At 38.0% G+C, this 1,632-nt stretch carries 2 protein-coding genes; both read right to left on the bottom strand.

The window, feature by feature from the left end; all coding sequences use genetic code 11:
- Positions 1–228 precede the first annotated feature (228 nt).
- Entirely contained in the window at positions 229–915 is a 687-nt protein-coding gene (locus HMPREF3096_RS04460) for a transcriptional regulator TraJ family protein (protein WP_022644713.1), read from the bottom strand.
- Between the two features lie 171 nt (positions 916–1,086).
- The gene (traM, locus tag HMPREF3096_RS04455; protein WP_022644714.1) at positions 1,087–1,482 is read right to left on the bottom strand and encodes a conjugal transfer relaxosome DNA-binding protein TraM; all 396 of its coding nucleotides are present in this window, start codon (positions 1,480–1,482) and stop codon (positions 1,087–1,089) included.
- Positions 1,483–1,632 lie beyond the last annotated feature (150 nt).

The raw sequence follows: 1,632 nt of genomic DNA, 5'->3' as shown, positions 1-1,632 counted from the left end.
AGCAAAAGTTCGATTTATTCAACAAAGCCCTTCAGTACCTTTAACTCTACCACTTCTGAGAGTCGCCAATACCAGCTTCTGATAAGTTTCATCGTCACAGGTAAAAACAACTGCACTACCTGTAGCAGGACGATTAACAAGTCGTTTCACCTTAAGCCCTCATAGAAAAAGCTAAAAGAATTCTTCCCCATTTCTGAATAAAAAGCAATGTAGAAAATGTCATCGATTTTATAACAATTTATTTACATTTCTAGCTATTATATCTCTGACATTCTTCATTATAGGTTCCATCAAATCACTAAGATGAATAACAATGAAGGCGTCATCCCGATTACCGATGTTGAGTTTTTTTAGTATCTGACTACTTTTATTTCTGGACGAACCATTCTCACGGCCAAGAAATTGGCCTATTATCTTATGACTGGCACCGCCCGCATAAAACCCCAAAAAGTCGTATTCATGTTTATCCAAAGATCTTACAGCTCTCATGAAGCTAATGATATCCGCGTGAAGAGGGAGTGAGCGCCTGATTTTTTTATTGGAGCTTGTTGCCTGTCCAAACTTCCACAGAAAACACACACATCCATTAATGATGAATTCTTCAATCATGAAATCAAATTGTTTCCCATTGATATAAATACATCGTTCAATATGGAAGTTGGATTGTTGAATTTGCGTCATTAACTCTAACTCACGCATATCAAGAAAGGTTTCTGTACCTATGAACTCTTCCCATTTCCTTTCAGACTTAAGCCCACCCCCAAACTCGTGTAGAAATGCTGCGTTGAATGCCGGGAAATCTCCTGACTGATCATGAATGCAAACGGGAAAAGAATAGTTCATTATGAGCACTTCAAGAGAAGATGCGAGGGATTGACGGCAGGTGTCTTTTTCTTTACGATCCATCGGATACATAGAGGCCTCCTTTTTAGGTCTACTATGGGCAGTAGGTATGAGAAGGTGAAGTCTTCTCATACCTGCGAAACACAAATTTTAATTACTAATTAAAAAAATCATAAAACATTTGTGATTTAATGTCATCAAAAAAAGATAGATCATTATTCTTTTTATTAGCAAAAAACAGAACTAATCATTAGAACTATCCTCAGCCTCCTCAGGAAAATAAGCACGCATAACTTCCCGCACATCTTCCTGGATATTATGAACCATGCTTTTCCATTGCCACTTCGGGTCCTCTTTGACATGAGGACTGAGACACTCCATTCCCATAACTTTATTCATGGTGAACTGAGTTTTTACAACATATTCAAACAGAGCCTTATTGAATGCCATCTGATTAAAACCCGACTCTTTCCGTTCCATTTGTGCCTCATACACCCTAAGCCCTAACTCTATCAACATTGAACTTATACTTGAAAAATTAACATCCTTATCCTTAGCCCCACCAGAACGTCGATTCTCGATTATCGAGTTTATTTTCTCAACAGCCTGATCGCTTATATACACTTGAACCCTTGGCATAAAGTCTCCTTGTAATTCTTACTAAAAACAACACTCAAATAATGAAATTTCATCATCAATGAATCAACCAGTAGAGTCCCGACTACACTCTAGAGTCCCCTGTAAAAAGTATCCCACGAAAAGGGACTACACTCTAGAGTGTAGTCCCTT

The organism is Klebsiella sp. HMSC25G12 (assembly GCF_001807705.1).
GTDB lineage: Bacteria > Pseudomonadota > Gammaproteobacteria > Enterobacterales > Enterobacteriaceae > Klebsiella > Klebsiella variicola.
Note: the sequence above shows the minus strand (reverse complement) of the source record. Positions and strands in the feature narration are given on the sequence as shown.

Excerpts from the sequence above, each read along its gene's own strand:
- HMPREF3096_RS04460 (WP_022644713.1), bottom strand. The coding sequence starts at position 915 with ATGTATCCGATGGATCGTAAAGAAAAAGACACCTGCCGTCAATCCCTC.
- traM (WP_022644714.1), bottom strand. The coding sequence starts at position 1,482 with ATGCCAAGGGTTCAAGTGTATATAAGCGATCAGGCTGTTGAGAAAATA.